Here is a 14,509-nt window from a genome sequence, read left to right as displayed (position 1 = left end):
GAGACCCTGCACATGAAAACGATCATTCCCTTCTGCCTGCTAGCGATCTGCGGTGGTTGCGTCATGGGCTACGAGGAAGGTCGCGTCGGCACCCTCGGCTACAGCGTCTACCAGACCAGCTACCAGCAGATCGCCGACAAGCAGCGCGCTGCCAACCCAGGTACCGGGGTGTCACCCGCCGGCATGGACGGTGCCCTGACCGAACAGGTCATGGACGGCTATCGCGGCACCAAGGGCAATGCCTCGCAGGTCGGCCAGCCCATCCAGATCAACATTGGTAACGAGTGAGGCCGGCAGCCATGAACCCGAGAATCCCCGGAAGACCATGCGCCATGCCCCGGCGCCAACGGGGTTCGGTCATGGCATTGTTGGCGGTCGCAATGCTCGCCCTGGTGGCCATGGCCGCCCTGGCGCTGGACGGCGGCCACCTGCTGGTGAACAAGACCCGGCTGCAGAACGCGGTGGACGCTGCGGCCCTCAGTGGCGCGAAGACGCTCAGCCAGGTCCAGGGTTCAGCGGAGGCGGCGCGGCTGGCGCGGGAAGCGGCCATGGACACCTTCACACGCAACGCCAACGCTACCGGCAATGGCGAACTGGCGGCGGCACTGGCCGCCGATTCGGGCTTCGTCGTGATCACCCAGTCGGCCAGCGTCTACGGTCCCTTTTCGGTTGCCGGACCGGTGGGTAGCAGCCCGCGCTATGTACGTGTGTCGGTGCCGGATTACCCTCTGACGGGAATCCTCTGGGGTGTGTTGAGCCTCTTTGGCGGTGGTGCCGTGGACAAGGCCGTGGCCGCCATCGCCACTGCCGGGCCGAGCCCCACCAGTCCTTGCGACCTCGCTCCTGTGATGGTCTGCGGCGATACCGGAGCCGGCCAGCATGATCCGGCCAACGGCCTCTACTGGGGTTTCCGTCTTGGCGACCTGGAAGTGCTGAAGACGGCCAAGAACGACACCTCGGGGATCGGTCCGGGCAATTTCCAGTTGCTGGATTTCGGCTCGGGGGGTAGCACAGTACGCGAGCAACTGGCGGGCGGCGGGACCCTGTGTCCGGAAATCGGCAACAACGTCGCCACCAAGCCCGGCAATACCGTGGGTCCATCGGTCCAGGGTCTTAATACCCGCTTTGGCGAGTACCAGGGTGGGGGGCTTTCCGAGGCTGACTATCCACCCGACCTGGTGGTGGACTACAACAAGCTCGGCAATGGCAAGGGTGCCCTCGAGCCCAACCTGGACACTGGGGTAGTGAGCTACCTCGGCGGCGGTGGTGGGGTGGTGAGCACTGACGCGCGCGGAAACCTTAGCACCGCAGATGGCACTGCACTGTTCGATTACAACGACTGGAAGAGCCGCACCGCGACCTGCGTCGACAATCCTTCGGCCGCCGGTTGCCGCACCAACGGTGTGTTCGAGCGGCGCATGCTGAAGATCGTTATCGGCAGATGCAGTGGTACGGATGGCGGCACCGCTTCGGTTCCCGTACTGGGTTTCGGCTGCTTCTTCGTGCTGCAGCCCATGGACCAGCAGGGTGGCGCCGCCTGGTTGCTCGGCCAGTTCATTCAGGAGTGCGAGGGCGACGACCTGCCAGGGCCCAATCCATCCACCGAATCCGGGCCGCAGATCATCCAGCTCTACAAGACCTATATCGACGACAGCCGCACACCGAGCAGCGACTCATAGGAGGCGCCATGCGACGTATTCCATGCAAAGGCAGGCGCGGGCAGCGGGGGTTGGCCATGGTGGAGTTTGCCCTGGCCCTGCCGTTGCTGGTGCTGTTGCTGCTGGCCGTGAGCGAGATCGGACGCATGCTGCTGCAGTTCAACAGCCTGCTGCAGGCCAACCGCGACGCGGTGCGCTACGTCGCCGGCAAGGCGTTCGATCGCACGCAGGGGCGGGTCGAGGTCGGCGCCACACTGAGAACCGAAACCCAGAACCTGGCGGTCTACGGCTCGCCCGTGGTGCGTCTGGGCATGCAACCCCTGGTACCCGGATTGAGCACGGCCAATGTGCAGGTTTCCACCGTGGCTGGTACCACGGACCATGTGCAGGTGAGCATCAGCTACACCTTTCAGCCCCTGTTCGGCAGCGGCCTGCCGGCCCTGGTCGGCAGCTCGATGCGGCTGGACTTCCCGTTGGTGGCCACCACCGTGATGAGGGCGCTGTGATGAAAGCCAGACGGATGCGCGGTACCTATACGGTGGAGTTCGCCATCACCGGGCTCGTGCTCTTCGTGGTGCTGTTCGGCATGTTGGAGATGGGGCGGCTGTTCTTCACCATCAACGCCCTGAACGAGACGGTGCGTCGTGGTGCGCGCCTGGCCGCGGTATGCGATATCAGCGACCCGGTGGTCCTGCGTCGGGCCATCTTCAACGCGGCTACCGACAGTGGCGCCAGCAGCCTGATCAACCAGCTCGATACGGCCGACCTGAGCCTGGTGTACCTGGACGAGGGCGGCGCGACAGTCGCCAGTCCCGGCGATACCGCCAGTGCCACCGGTTTCCGCGCCATTCGCTACGTCGAACTGCGCCTGCAGAACTTCACTTTCAACTTCCTGATCCCCGGCTTCGGCGGCAGCTTCACGCTCCCGGTGTTCAGGTCGACCATGCCGCGCGAAAGCCTTGGCCGCCATGCCGAGGTCGGCGTCGCTCCGGGGATCACGCCATGCTGAAAACCAGAGAAACCGTACCCGTCCAGGCCGCTGGAACTTCCGGCCAGCGCTTGCTCATCAGCAGCCGCGACGCCGCGGCGCTGCGCCACCTGCAGGGCTACTGCCAGCGTCTTTCCGGGCTGGTGGTCAGTACCCGGCTGGTCACCAATGGTCATACCGATCCTCTCTACGGCCTGGAGCAGAAACCCGATCTGCTGTTGCTGCGGGTCAGCCACCTGTGGCGTGAGGAGCTGGCGGCGCTGCTGCAGCGCCCCGTTCACGAGCGTCCGCCGTTGCTGATCTGCGGCCCGCTGGAGGAGCGCGAGGGCATTCGTCTGGCGATGCAGGCCGGCGCCCGTGACTTCCTTCCCGAGCCGGTCACCGAAGAAGATTTGCGGGCAGCACTGAGCCGTCTGGTGCAGGAGTCCAGCGCGGGCGCCGCCGGCGGCGGCCAGGTGGTGGCGGTGATCAATGCCAAGGGTGGCTCCGGCGCCACCCTGCTGGCCTGCAACCTGGCGCACCAGCTCAGCAGTCGAGGCGCCGGCACGTTGCTGCTGGACCTGGATCTGCAATTCGGCAGTGCCGCCCACTACCTGGACATACATCCCGGCCACAGCCATCTGGACGTGCTGCAGCAGGTAGAGGAGCTGGATGGCATGGCACTGCGTGGTTTCTCCAGCCATTTCAGCCCGACCTTGCATGTGCTTGGCGGTCGCTCCGATGAACTCTGCCTGACCCAGGACGTGCGTCTGGAGCAACTGGAGACGCTGTTGCGTCTTTCTCGCAGCACCTATGACTGGGTGGTGGTCGACCTGCCACGGCAGATCGACCACCTCACCGGCGTCACCCTCGAACAGGCCGATCGCGTGGTGATCGTAGTGCAGCAGAGCCTCAGCCACCTCAAGGATGCCACCCGCCTGGTACGCATCCTGCGAGACGACCTGGGCGTCCAGGGGAATCGCCTGCAGGTGGTGGTCAACCGCTACAACAAGGCTTCGCCGGTGACCCTCAAGGACATCGCCGAGGCCTTGCGCTGTTCGGATGTACAGAAGCTGCCCAACGACTACGCGGTGGTCAGCGAAAGCCAGAACACCGGGGTACCGTTGGCCCAGCATTCACCACGGGCGCCGGTGACCCTGGCATTGCGGGCGTTGACTGAAGATCTGGTGGGCGCGGAGAGCGCCAGCCAGGGCTTGCTGAAACGCACCTTCGGCCGATTTTTCAGGGGGTAGACCATGCTCAGCGAATTCCGCAATCGGCTGCGCCAACCCGCAGCGAGGAAGTCCGGTGCCGACCAGCCACAAGAGGCGGCGCAGGGCGAGGAGTCGACCAGCCTCATGGCATGGGAGATCTGCGCGCCGGACCAGCCCTACGAGACCCGCACCCACCTGAGCACAGTGGAGGCGGAGTGGCGCGAGCGCACTTACCAGCAGTTGCTCAAGGTCATGGACCTGTCCCTGCTGGATGCCCTGGAGCCGGCCGAAGCTGCGCGGCAGATCCGCGAGATCTGTCTGCGTCTGCTGGATGAGCACCAGGCTCCGGTGAGTTCCGGCTGCCGCCAGCTGATCATCAAACAGATCCAGGACGAGGTTCTCGGTCTGGGGCCGTTGGAGCCGCTGCTGGCCGACCACAGCGTCTCCGACATCCTGGTCAACGGCCATGCCTCGGTATACGTCGAACGCCACGGCAAGTTGCAGCGCACCGATGTGTGCTTTCGCGATGACCAGCACCTGCTGAACATCATCGACCGCATCGTGTCCAGCCTGGGCCGGCGCATCGACGAATCGTCGCCCCTGGTGGATGCGCGCCTCAAGGACGGTTCGCGGGTGAATGCGATCATTCCGCCGCTGGCGATCGATGGCCCCAGCCTGTCGATTCGCCGCTTCGCCGTGGACCTGCTGAGCACCGAGAGCCTGGTCCAGATGGGTACCCTGACCCCGGCGATTGCTCTGGTGCTCAAGGCGATAGTCCGGGGCCGCCTGAACGTGCTGGTCTCCGGTGGTACCGGCACCGGCAAGACCACCATGCTCAACGTGCTCTCCAGCTTCATTCCGCACAACGAGCGCATCGTCACCATCGAGGATTCGGCCGAGCTGCAACTGCAGCAACCCCATGTGGTGCGACTGGAAACCCGGCCGGCGAACATCGAGGGGCGCGGTGAGGTCAACCAGCGCGAACTGGTGCGCAACAGCCTGCGCATGCGCCCGGACCGGATCGTCATCGGTGAAGTCCGTGGTGCCGAGGCGCTGGACATGCTGACGGCGATGAATACCGGCCACGACGGTTCGCTCACCACCATCCATGCCAACACGGCTCGTGACGCCCTTGGTCGAATAGAGAACATGGTGTCCATGACCGGCGCCACCTTCCCGATCAAGGCCCTGCGCCAGCAGATCGCCTCGGCCATCGACGTCGTCATCCAGCTCGAGCGCCAGGAGGATGGCAAGCGCCGGCTGGTCAGCGTGCAGGAGATCAACGGCATGGAGGGCGAGATCATCACCATGACCGAGATCTTCGGCTTCGATCGTCGGGGCCTCGGCGAGCATGGCGAGGTCCTCGGCGACTTCCGGCCCAGCGGCATGGTCCCGCACTTCCGCGATGTGCTGGCCAAGCGTGGCATCGAGCTGCCGCTGAACCTGTTCCGTCCCGACTGGATGGAGGGTTAGGTCATGGACAAGATTCCTGCCGAGTTCATCCTGGCGTTCCTCGGGATGGTCTTCGTCGCGGTCTTTCTTCTCAGCCAGGGCCTTGTGGTGCCGGTGTTCGGCGAGGCCGGCAAGGTTCGTCGACGTATCCGTGCGCGCCTGGATGTGCTCGAGCACGCCAGCAACCTGCCGAACATGCAGACGGTGTTGCGGCAGAAGTACCTCAAGCGCCTATCGCCCCTGGAGGTCAGGCTGGAACAACTGCCGCTGATGGAGCGTCTGGCGCAGACCATCGAGCAGGCTGGCCATGTCTACCTGGCCTACCGGGTGGCGTTGCTGTGTCTGATCCTCGCAACGGTGACCGGCGGTGGCGCCTGGCTGCTGTTCAAGATCTGGTGGGCTGCACTGATCCTGGGCGGCGTTGTGTTCTGCCTACCGCTGATGAAAGTCGCCCGGGACCGCAACGCCCGTTTCGCCGCTTTCGAGGAGGGCCTGCCTGACGCACTGGACGCAATGTGCCGCGCGCTGCGTGCCGGCCACCCTTTCAACGAGACCCTGCGCCTGGTGGCGGAGGAGCACACCGGGCCGGTGGCTGTCGAATTCGGCCTGACGTTCGCCGACATCAACTACGGCAACGATGTGCGCCGGGCCATGCTCGGCTTGCTGGAGCGCATGCCGAGCATGACGGTGATGATGCTGGTGACGTCGGTGCTGATCCAGCGGGAGTCCGGGGGCAACCTGACCGAGGTTCTGGAGCGCTTGAGCCGCCTGATTCGCGGACGCTTCCGCTTCCAGCGCAAGGTCAGGACGCTGTCGGCGGAGGGGCGCGTTTCGGCCTGGGTGTTGGTGTCGGTGCCCTTCGCCCTGTGCGCGGGAATCATGTTTACCACCCCGCAGTACATGCCTGTGCTGATCAACGAGCCGCTGGGGCAGAAGATGGTCATGGCCGCCTTTGCGGCCATGATCCTGGGCATTTTCTGGATCCGCCGGATCATCCGGATCCAGGTCTGATGACACAGCCGAAGGGGAGGCACATTCCATGGACTACCTGCTCGGATTGATCAGTGGTGTGGTGGGCAACCCGGAGCTGGCGCGCCTGGTGTTCCTGGCTGCGGTGGCCTTGAGCTCGGTGCTGGCGGTCGTCACCTTCGGCATGCTGATCATGGGCCTGCAGAGTCCGGTGCAGCGGCGCCTGGCGATGATCAAGCGTGGTCATGAAAGCCTCACCGCGAATCAGCGACCGGTGAGCAACCTGCACCTGTTGCTGGAGCAGGTAGGGCGTCACATGGGCTCGGGTGAGGAGCGCAAGACGTCGGCGACCCGCCAGACCCTCATCCATGCTGGCTACCGTTCCGCATCGGCGGTGCAAGTCTATTGGGCCGTGCGTTTGCTCCTGCCGTTGTTGATGCTTGCCCTGTCCCTGCTGGCGCTGCCCATGCTGCCCAAGCTGTCGATTGCCCTGGTGCTGTTGATCGGTGCTGCCGCCGCGGGCGTGGGCTGGCTGGCGCCGGCGATCTTCGTGGAGCGGCGCAAGGAAGCGCGGATCGGCCGTCTGCGTGCAGCCTTTCCTGACGCCCTGGACCTGATGGTGGTTTGCGTAGAGTCGGGGTTGGCGCTGCCCCAGGCGATAGAGCGGGTGGCTGAAGAGATGGCTGTGAGCCAGTCGGAACTGGCAGAGGAACTCGCCCTGGTGAATGCCGAGGTGCGTGCGGGCATCCCCAGTGCACAGGCCTTGAAACATCTGGCCGACCGTACCGGGCTGGAGGATTTGCGCGGACTGGTGAGCCTGCTTTCACAGAGCATCCGCTTCGGTACCAGCGTGGCGGATACTTTGCGCATCTATGCCGAGGAGTTTCGCGACCGGCGTACCCAGGCAGCCGAGGAGCGGGCCGCCAAGATCGGGACCAAACTGGTGTTCCCGCTAATCTTCTGCCTATGGCCAAGCTTTTTCCTGGTGGCCATCGGCCCCGCAATCATTGGGGTGTTCAAAGCCTTCGGGAAGATGTGACATGAACAGAACCAGTCTGCTGTTGGCCATGATGGCCGTGCTGTCGGGATGCCAGAACATGGGGCCTGAAAAGGCCGGCGGTTTTCAGTCCGTATACCGGGGCGACAATTCCGTCCTCTATCAGGTGCAAAGCCAGATCGACAGTCCCGAGTTGGCCATGCAAATGGCGGCCCGGTCCTATCATGCTGGCGAGACGGACCAGGCGCTTTATCAGTACCTGCGTGCCATCGAACTCGACCCCAAACGCTATGACGCGCTGGTTTGGGTGGGGCGCATCCACCGCGAACGGGGCAATACCCAGCTGGCCGAAATGGCGTTCACCGATGTGCTGGGTAACGATCCGAACAATCTCGACGCGCTGGCCGAGATGGGGCTGCTCAACCTCGGCATACGCCGCCACGGCGAGGCCGAGGCGTTCCTTCTCCAGGCTGTTGGCGAAGATCAGCGCCGGCTGGGAGGTACCCCGAAGGTGGCGCTGGGTGATGTGGCCAGGCTGAAGGTGGACAGCAAGTCCCCCGTGCGGGTCTATAACGGGCTGGGCGTGTTGGCGGACCTCAAGGAGAATTTTTCCATTTCCCAGGCCTACTACCTTCTTGCGATGAAGATCGACCCCCGTGCGCCCCTGGTGCAGAACAGCCTCGGCTATTCCTATTACCTGGCCGGTAACTGGGATCAGGCCGAGCGCACGTACAAACAGGGCATCAGCTTCGATCCCGCCTACCACCCGTTGTGGCGCAACTATGGTCTGCTGCTGGCGCGGATGGGGCGCTATGAGGAAGCGATCTCGGCATTCGAGCAGGTGGAGAAGCCTGCCGAAGCGAGCAACGACGTCGGCTACATCTGTCTGGTGGAAGGCAAGCTGGATGAGGCGGAGCAATTCTTCCGCAGCGCTATCGACCAGTCGCCGGCGCACTACGAAACGGCCTGGGACAATCTCAATCGGGTCCAGCAGATTCGCCGCCTGCGCGGGTTGGGGGGCGCCACGTCGGTGGGGGAACCGGTGGCAGTGATTCCGGGAGCGGAGGTACGCCCGGTCGCATTGCCGTAGACCGGGATGATGGAAAGGGGCAGGCCTTGGGCCTGCCCTTTTTGCATTACTTGTTGACCGCGTCGGTCAGGGCCTTGGCCGGAACGAACTTGACCACCTTCTTCGCGGCGATCTCGATGGTCTTGCCGGTTTGCGGATTACGGCCGGTACGGGCAGGACGGTCGCCGACCTTCAGCTTGCCGATGCCCGGCAGGGTGATCTCATCACTGTTCTCCAGGGAGTCGCTGACGATTTCGCTGAGCTGCTCGAGCACCGCGCGCACGGCGGCCTTGGTGGTGTCGGTGGCTTCTGCGATGTCAGAGATCAGCTGGTCTTTGGTGAGTGCCATGGTGTTGCTCCATTTAATGAATGTCTGGCTTGTGGCCTGGCCGGGTGCGCCGGCCCTGATGAGACACGCCGCGCGTCTGGAAGTGCGACGGAAGTTTTAGCAGCGGGCCGCAACCGGTTGGGGACGCTAGCACAAAAGCTGTGGCGAACCTGAGTAGGGGCCGGGTTTTGCGTCGATTTGACGCAACCTGTCGTCGGTTTCGACGGCCGAGGGCAGGACGTCACCCGGTGACGGAATTCGGCGCCTACAGATGCCGATGGCTGCTGTATCCAAGCAAGGCCTGATTGCCCTTGAGCGACTACGCTTGGCCTTGTGATGCCTAGCGCTAAGGAGAGCCGCCATGCTACGTGCCTTTGCCGATTTGGGTTTTCGCTGGAAGATCGCCTTGCCCATCCTGGTGCTGGCGTTTCTCATGGTGTTGCTGGGTAGCCTCGGCATGCAGGGGATCGCCCAGGTCGGAGACTCCAGCAAGCGACTGACCAACCGCTACCTGCCTGCCATCAGCTTGCTGCTCAATGCCGACCGTGACCTCTACCAGGCCTTCATTGCCGAGCGCAGCCTGCTGGACGAGGCCGCCGGCGAGCACGTCCAGGCGCTCAAGGCGGACCATGCGGAAAACCTGCAACAGGCCTACGACCGCGTACACAAGTACGCCGCCATGGACGCCAGCGCCGAAGCCCAGCAGCTGGTGGCCCAGTTCGACCGTGGCTATGCCCGGTGGAAGGCCACCTCGCAACGGGTGGTCGACCTGTCCGGCCAGGACCCCGCAGCGGCCAGCACCCTCAGTTTCGGCGACAGCGAACGCCAGTTCGGCGAGATGCGCGATGCCATCGACAAGCTCGGCGAACTGGAGGATCTGGCCGCCAACGCCGAAGGGCAGGGCGCCATCGCCCTCGGGGATACACGCGCCTGGCAGCAGGGACTGGCTATCGCGATCGGGCTGGCCCTGTGTCTCATCCTGGTCATCGGCTTCCCTGCACTGGTAACCCGCCCCTTGCGGAACCTGCTGGAACGTATCGAGCAGATCGCCGACGGCGACGGGGATCTGCGCGTGCGCCTGGAGGTGCTGTCGAAGGACGAACTGGGCAAGCTCAGCCATGCCTTCAACCGCTTTCTCGACAAATTGCAGCCGCTGATCCGGGAGGTCAGCCGGGTGACCGGGGAAGTGGCCGACTCGGCGCGCAGCCTGGCGGGACTGGCGGCCGCCAATGATCGCCTGATCAATAGCGAGCACGCCGCCGTGGACCAGGTGAGCACCGCCGCAACGGAAATGAGTGCGGCCGTGCACGAGGTGGCACGCAATGCGCAGAACGCGGCCGACGTGGCGCGCTTTGCCGAAGAACAATCCCGCGAGGGCGCCCAGGTGGTGGGGGCGACCGTCGCTGCCATTCGTCAGTTGGCGATCGAGGTGGAAAGCGCGTCCACCACCATCGGCACCCTGGAACAGGAAACCGCCAACATTGGCGCCGTGCTGGCGGTGATCAAGGGTATCGCCGACCAGACCAACCTACTGGCGCTGAACGCCGCCATCGAAGCCGCACGGGCTGGTGAGCAGGGCAGGGGATTCGCCGTGGTGGCCGATGAGGTGCGCGCCCTGGCGGCGAGGACCCAGGATTCCACCAAGGACATCCAACTGATGATCGAGCGCCTCCAGGCCGGCGTGCAGGAGGCGGTCAAGGCCATGCGCTCGGGAAGCCTGAAGGCACGAGACAGCGTGGAGCGCGCGGCGGGCGTCGACCAGGCGCTCACCGACACTGGCGACTCGGTGCAGCGGATCAACGACATGGCCGCGCAGATCGCCACCGCCTGCGAAGAGCAGAGCAGCGTCACCGAGGAGATCGCCCGCAACATCAGCGACATTCGCGACCTCTCCAACGAGGCCGCGCAGACCTCGGAGCAGAGCAATCAGGCCAGCCAGCACCTTTCCCAACTGTCCAGCGGTCTGGCCCAACTGGTGGGGCGCTTCCGGGTCTGATCCGCAAGTGCTTGTAAGGAAAACGGTTTTACCGGTTGTAAGTTGACGAAGAGCCGGTACAATGGCGCGGCTCGCCAATCTGGCGAGCTGCGTGATGGTGGCCCTGCCGGTCCCCCCGCAACGATCAGCCGTGAACCCGGTCAGGCCCGGAAGGGAGCAGCCGCAGCGGTGAAATCGTGTGCCGGGGTGTGGCTGGTGGGGTCACCTCCAATCTCCAAGTCTTTGACTCTAAAAGACTTCTCCCGCCAGAAATCGAAGAGTGGAACAACGTTGTGGTACACCTGATTGGTGCGCCGCGCAAAGCATCGTATCCATTCGCCCTGCATTCGGTTCGATCCCCCGGCTTTTCTCTCCCGGCGAACAGCTGACTTCGTGCGTTCGTCGCTGCAGCGCCCGCGCCTCTCAATGACCTGGCTGACCTAGAATCATGTATGGCCTGCTCGAGTGAGGGCGGTCGCTATGAGCGTTTCAAGAAGCTTCGTGACGCTGCTTCCGGTTCTGCTTTACTCGGGAGCGACATACGGTCTGGGCTGCAACCACACATTCGACCTTGAAATGAGGACACGCATGTGTGCCTTGGAGCTGGAGGGCGAATGGAGGGCAAGGCTGAAGCCCGATGATTCGTGTGCAAGGCTCGTGGTTGAGGCCAGGAGGTTTGTCTCCCGCTTTGATAGAGGGCAAATACAAGTCAGCGAGAGTTGCCCGGCAGAGACGTTGATGAAAGCCGCGGAGAACGCGACGGAGACCATCTCCAAGGCCCGGCAAAAAGGATGGGCAACACTTGAGGACTATTTGAATTACTAGGGCGGGAATCCTTTGTTCGGTGGCCAATCCTCACCGGTAGCGTGCCAGGATCTCCTCGATTTCCCCTGATTCCTTCATCTGTACCAGTGTGCGCAGGATGCGTTGCGTCGGCAGGGACGGGTCGTTGCGTATCAGGCAGCCCACGGGCTCTTCTTCCAGCGTGCCGACGCTCGCCAGGCGGTCCTGGTCCGGCAGGTTGCGATTGAACCAGCTCAGCGCCAGTTCGTTGCTCACGGCGTACCGGTAGCGACCTGCCAGCAGCTTCTGCAGCACCAGGTCCTGGTTGCGGGCCTCGTCGCGCAGCAGGGAACCACGGTCGAACAGCTGCTGCAGGCGCGGGTAGGTGTAACCCAGGACGGTGCCCACACTCTGTCCGGACATGGCGTCCGGGCTGGAAAGCTGCTCACTCCCACTGCGCGCCACGATCAGGTCTCGCTGATAAAGAAAGGGCACGCTCCAGAGGTATTCGTTGCCGTTGGTGATCCACTTCGGGCTGATGTAGCAGCGCACGTCGATTTCACCCTGTTTCAGGGCCAGCTCCACACGGTTTCGCGGCAGGACATGCACCTGCACCGGCATGTCGAGTCGTTGCGCAAGGCGTTCTATCAGGTCGTGGATGATGCCGCCGACCAGGCGGTTGTCCCTGAACTCGGCCACCGGCATGGCCCAGCTGTCCACCGCGGAAAAGCGCAAGGCGGCGGTCGCGGCATGGCCGAAGGTGCTCCAGCAGAGGAGAAGGGCGAGGACAGATGAGCGCATCGGGCTCCCTCGTCTCAAGTGGGCGGTGCCTCACAATGCCCGTTGTCGAGCGGATTGAACAGGGCGCCGTTCGCATCGGATGCAATTTGCGCATCGCTCCGCTAGCATTAGCTCCTTCTGCTCCCCAGACGCGATGGTTTTCAATGAGTTATCAGGTTCTTGCACGAAAATGGCGTCCGCGCTCGTTCCGCGAAATGGTCGGCCAGACCCATGTGCTGAAAGCCTTGATCAATGCCCTGGACAACCAGCGCCTGCACCACGCCTATCTGTTTACCGGCACCCGGGGCGTGGGCAAGACCACCATCGCGCGTATTCTCGCCAAGTGCCTGAACTGCGAAACCGGCATCAGCTCCACCCCGTGCGGCCAGTGCTCGGTCTGCCGGGAGATCGATGAAGGGCGCTTCGTCGACCTGATCGAAGTGGACGCCGCCAGCCGCACCAAGGTGGAAGACACCCGCGAATTGCTCGACAACGTGCAGTACGCGCCCAGCCGCGGCCGCTACAAGGTCTACCTGATTGACGAAGTGCACATGCTCTCCACGCACTCGTTCAACGCGCTGCTGAAGACCCTCGAAGAGCCGCCGCCCCACGTCAAGTTCCTGCTGGCGACCACCGACCCGCAGAAGCTGCCCGTCACCATCCTTTCGCGCTGCCTGCAGTTCTCCCTGAAGAACATGCCGCCGGAACGCGTGGTGGATCACCTGACCCACGTACTCACCGCCGAGAACGTGCCCTTCGAGGCCGATGCGCTGTGGCTGCTGGGCCGGGCCGCCGACGGTTCGATGCGTGACGCCATGAGCCTCACCGACCAGGCGATTGCCTTCGGCGAGGGCAAAGTGCTGGCCGCCGACGTCCGCGCCATGCTCGGTACCCTCGATCATGGCCAGGTCTACGGCGTACTCCATGCGCTGCTGCAGGGCGATGCCCGTGGACTGCTCGATGCCGTGCGGCAGTTGGCCGAGCAGGGCCCTGATTGGAACGGCGTGCTCTCCGAAATGCTCAACGTGCTGCATCGCGTGGCCATCGCCCAGGTGCTGCCGGATGCCGTCGACAACGGCCAGGGTGACCGCGAGCGTGTACTGGCGCTGGCGCAGGCCCTGCCGGGCGAAGACGTGCAGTTCTACTACCAGATGGGTCTGATCGGCCGTCGTGACCTGCCCCTGGCGCCGGATCCGCGCAGTGGCTTCGAGATGGTGCTGCTGCGCATGCTGGCGTTCCGCCCGGCGGATGCCGATGGCGCGCCCAGGGTCCAGCTAAAGGACCCGGGGATCAGCCAGGCCACGACTGATCCCCGGACGAACCCAGTGGCCGGAGCCGCCCCGTCGGCTCCGGTTGCCGTTGCTGCGCCGCAACCTGCTCCCGTGCAGGCTCCCGCTCCAGCCGTTGCGCCGGCCCCCGAGGTCAGCCAGCCTGTAGCGGCTCCGGCTCCGGCTCCGGCTCCGGCTCCGGTTGTGGGGGCGCCTGCGCCCGCACCGGTGGCAGAGGCTCCGGTCGTCGCTGCGGTCGAAGAAAGCATTCCGACGACGCCCGCTGCCGAGCCCGTGGCTGAACAGCCCGCGCCAGTGGCAGAGGCTCCTGCCGAAGTGGTCGATCTGCCCTGGGAGGAGCCGGTCGCTCCGGTGGTGGCCGAATCCCCTGTGACGGTCGAGGCCGAATCCCGGGCCGAACCTGAAGTGCAACCCGATCCGGAGCCCGTGGCCGAGGCCGCACCGGCTGTGGTCGAGCCTGTTGCGCAGCCCTCAGCGGTTGCCGCCGACGACGAATCCGACGATGAGCCGCCGCCCGGCGACTACGACGACTATTACGAGGCGGATGCCGACAGCATTGCTTACATGGATGACTTCGGCCCCGCGGAAGAACCCGCCGCCTCGGTGCCGGAAGTCCTGCCTGCCGCGCAGCCGGCCACTGGCCTTGCCGCCGAGTGGCTGGACCTGTTCCCGCGCCTTGGGCTGTCGGGGATGACCGGCAACATCGGCGCCAACTGCACCCTGGTGGCAGTGGAAGGCGATGTCTGGCGCCTGCACCTGGATCCGGCTCAGAGCGCCCTGTTCAACGCCAACCAGCAGCGTCGCCTGAACGATGCGCTGAACCAGTACCACGGCCGTAACCTTAAGCTCGAAGTCGAAGTGCGTCGTCCCGAGCAGGAGACTCCCGCCCAGGCCGCCGCACGTAAACGCGCCGCTCGTCAGCGCCAGGCCGAAGAGGCCATTGCCAGCGATCCGCTGGTGCTGAAAATGATCGAAATGTTCGGCGCCCAGGTGCGTGCCGACACCATTGAACCCCTTGACCGCTGAGG

The 14,509-nt window shown here is 64.5% G+C and carries 13 protein-coding genes and 1 other RNA gene; 12 read left to right on the top strand and 2 right to left on the bottom strand.

The window, feature by feature from the left end:
• Window positions 1-12 precede the first annotated feature (12 nt).
• The 9 genes from FXN65_RS18960 to FXN65_RS18920 all read left to right on the top strand — a co-directional run bounded on the left by FXN65_RS18960 (window position 13) and on the right by FXN65_RS18920 (window position 8,347).
• On the top strand, window positions 13-288 hold the full coding sequence (locus FXN65_RS18960) for a hypothetical protein (protein ID WP_151135270.1): 276 nt from the start codon (window positions 13-15) through the stop codon (window positions 286-288).
• Window positions 289-359: 71 nt separating this feature from the next.
• Window positions 360-1,679, top strand: coding sequence for a Tad domain-containing protein (locus FXN65_RS18955; RefSeq protein ID WP_244620684.1), 1,320 nt, complete (start codon window positions 360-362; stop codon window positions 1,677-1,679).
• A gap of 8 nt (window positions 1,680-1,687) precedes the next feature.
• Complete coding sequence (locus tag FXN65_RS18950; protein WP_226282311.1) at window positions 1,688-2,164, top strand: TadE/TadG family type IV pilus assembly protein; 477 nt, start codon at window positions 1,688-1,690, stop codon at window positions 2,162-2,164.
• The gene (locus FXN65_RS18945) at window positions 2,164-2,667 is read left to right on the top strand and encodes a TadE/TadG family type IV pilus assembly protein (RefSeq protein ID WP_151135266.1); all 504 of its coding nucleotides are present in this window, start codon (window positions 2,164-2,166) and stop codon (window positions 2,665-2,667) included. Before FXN65_RS18950 ends, FXN65_RS18945 begins: the two co-directional genes overlap by 1 nt.
• A complete protein-coding gene (locus FXN65_RS18940) occupies window positions 2,661-3,878 on the top strand; it encodes an AAA family ATPase (protein WP_151135264.1) in 1,218 nt (405 codons plus the stop codon). The genes FXN65_RS18945 and FXN65_RS18940 overlap by 7 nt, the downstream gene beginning before the upstream one ends.
• Before the next feature lie 3 nt (window positions 3,879-3,881).
• A complete protein-coding gene (locus FXN65_RS18935) occupies window positions 3,882-5,312 on the top strand; it encodes a CpaF family protein (protein ID WP_151135262.1) in 1,431 nt (476 codons plus the stop codon).
• Window positions 5,313-5,315: 3 nt separating this feature from the next.
• Window positions 5,316-6,302, top strand: coding sequence for a type II secretion system F family protein (locus tag FXN65_RS18930; protein WP_151135260.1), 987 nt, complete (start codon window positions 5,316-5,318; stop codon window positions 6,300-6,302).
• A gap of 28 nt (window positions 6,303-6,330) precedes the next feature.
• Window positions 6,331-7,299 (top strand): type II secretion system F family protein, encoded by a 969-nt coding sequence (locus tag FXN65_RS18925; RefSeq protein ID WP_151135258.1) that lies wholly within the window; start codon window positions 6,331-6,333, stop codon window positions 7,297-7,299.
• A gap of 28 nt (window positions 7,300-7,327) precedes the next feature.
• On the top strand, window positions 7,328-8,347 hold the full coding sequence (locus tag FXN65_RS18920) for a tetratricopeptide repeat protein (protein WP_244620683.1): 1,020 nt from the start codon (window positions 7,328-7,330) through the stop codon (window positions 8,345-8,347).
• Between the two features lie 46 nt (window positions 8,348-8,393).
• Here FXN65_RS18920 and FXN65_RS18915 read toward each other — a convergent pair whose 3' ends face one another.
• On the bottom strand, window positions 8,394-8,675 hold the full coding sequence (locus FXN65_RS18915) for an HU family DNA-binding protein (protein WP_151135254.1): 282 nt from the start codon (window positions 8,673-8,675) through the stop codon (window positions 8,394-8,396).
• Between the two features lie 340 nt (window positions 8,676-9,015).
• On the opposite strand from FXN65_RS18915, the gene FXN65_RS18910 reads away from it, so the two are divergent.
• Together FXN65_RS18910 and ffs are read left to right on the top strand one after the other, a co-directional pair.
• Entirely contained in the window at window positions 9,016-10,650 is a 1,635-nt protein-coding gene (locus FXN65_RS18910) for a methyl-accepting chemotaxis protein (protein ID WP_151135252.1), read from the top strand.
• A gap of 104 nt (window positions 10,651-10,754) precedes the next feature.
• An RNA gene (gene ffs, locus FXN65_RS18905) (signal recognition particle sRNA small type) lies at window positions 10,755-10,851 on the top strand.
• 633 nt (window positions 10,852-11,484) lie between these two features.
• Here the strand turns inward: ffs and FXN65_RS18900 are convergent.
• The gene (locus FXN65_RS18900; protein WP_151135250.1) at window positions 11,485-12,213 is read right to left on the bottom strand and encodes a substrate-binding periplasmic protein; all 729 of its coding nucleotides are present in this window, start codon (window positions 12,211-12,213) and stop codon (window positions 11,485-11,487) included.
• Between the two features lie 143 nt (window positions 12,214-12,356).
• Here FXN65_RS18900 and dnaX point away from each other — a divergent pair, with 143 nt between their 5' ends.
• Window positions 12,357-14,507, top strand: coding sequence for a DNA polymerase III subunit gamma/tau (gene dnaX / locus FXN65_RS18895; RefSeq protein WP_151135248.1), 2,151 nt, complete (start codon window positions 12,357-12,359; stop codon window positions 14,505-14,507).
• Window positions 14,508-14,509: the final 2 nt, after the last annotated feature.

The sequence above is a fragment of the Pseudomonas lalkuanensis genome (assembly GCF_008807375.1).
In the GTDB taxonomy this organism is placed as follows: Bacteria; Pseudomonadota; Gammaproteobacteria; order Pseudomonadales; family Pseudomonadaceae; genus Metapseudomonas; species Metapseudomonas lalkuanensis.
Note: the sequence above shows the minus strand (reverse complement) of the source record. Positions and strands in the feature narration are given on the sequence as shown.

Excerpts from the sequence above, each read along its gene's own strand:
- FXN65_RS18925 (WP_151135258.1), top strand. The coding sequence starts at position 6,331 with ATGGACTACCTGCTCGGATTGATCAGTGGTGTGGTGGGCAACCCGGAG.
- FXN65_RS18920 (WP_244620683.1), top strand. The coding sequence starts at position 7,328 with ATGATGGCCGTGCTGTCGGGATGCCAGAACATGGGGCCTGAAAAGGCC.
- FXN65_RS18915 (WP_151135254.1), bottom strand. The coding sequence starts at position 8,675 with ATGGCACTCACCAAAGACCAGCTGATCTCTGACATCGCAGAAGCCACC.
- FXN65_RS18950 (WP_226282311.1), top strand. The coding sequence starts at position 1,688 with ATGCGACGTATTCCATGCAAAGGCAGGCGCGGGCAGCGGGGGTTGGCC.
- FXN65_RS18900 (WP_151135250.1), bottom strand. The coding sequence starts at position 12,213 with ATGCGCTCATCTGTCCTCGCCCTTCTCCTCTGCTGGAGCACCTTCGGC.
- FXN65_RS18945 (WP_151135266.1), top strand. The coding sequence starts at position 2,164 with ATGAAAGCCAGACGGATGCGCGGTACCTATACGGTGGAGTTCGCCATC.
- FXN65_RS18930 (WP_151135260.1), top strand. The coding sequence starts at position 5,316 with ATGGACAAGATTCCTGCCGAGTTCATCCTGGCGTTCCTCGGGATGGTC.
- dnaX (WP_151135248.1), top strand. The coding sequence starts at position 12,357 with ATGAGTTATCAGGTTCTTGCACGAAAATGGCGTCCGCGCTCGTTCCGC.
- FXN65_RS18910 (WP_151135252.1), top strand. The coding sequence starts at position 9,016 with ATGCTACGTGCCTTTGCCGATTTGGGTTTTCGCTGGAAGATCGCCTTG.
- FXN65_RS18940 (WP_151135264.1), top strand. The coding sequence starts at position 2,661 with ATGCTGAAAACCAGAGAAACCGTACCCGTCCAGGCCGCTGGAACTTCC.
- FXN65_RS18935 (WP_151135262.1), top strand. The coding sequence starts at position 3,882 with ATGCTCAGCGAATTCCGCAATCGGCTGCGCCAACCCGCAGCGAGGAAG.
- FXN65_RS18955 (WP_244620684.1), top strand. The coding sequence starts at position 360 with ATGGCATTGTTGGCGGTCGCAATGCTCGCCCTGGTGGCCATGGCCGCC.
- FXN65_RS18960 (WP_151135270.1), top strand. The coding sequence starts at position 13 with ATGAAAACGATCATTCCCTTCTGCCTGCTAGCGATCTGCGGTGGTTGC.